Source organism: Plantactinospora sp. A48 (assembly GCF_055793945.1).
The window spans coordinates 1-226 of record NZ_JBTIXF010000164.1 but is presented as its reverse complement, the minus strand read 5'-3'; the positions used below and the strand labels follow the sequence as shown (position 1 = coordinate 226).

1 pseudogene is annotated in these 226 nt (G+C 63.7%); it reads left to right on the top strand.

Features of this window, described 5'->3' with window-relative positions:
• A pseudogene (locus tag ACXN5W_RS30440) lies at nucleotides 1–226 on the top strand (glycoside hydrolase); the annotation flags it as partial.

Below are 226 nucleotides of genomic sequence, written 5' to 3'. Positions count from 1 at the left end.
ACAAGTCTTCTCCACCCCCTCCAACATCGGCACCCTCGAAGGCTCCCGCTTCTACAAACGCGGCAACTACTACTACATCTGGGTCACCCGACCCGCCAACGGCCAATACGTCCTACGCTCCACCAGCCCCTGGGGACCCTACGAATCCCGCCAGGTCCTACTCAACATGCCCACCCCCGTCTCCGGAGCCGGCATCCCCCACCAAGGCGGCCTCGTCCAAACCCAG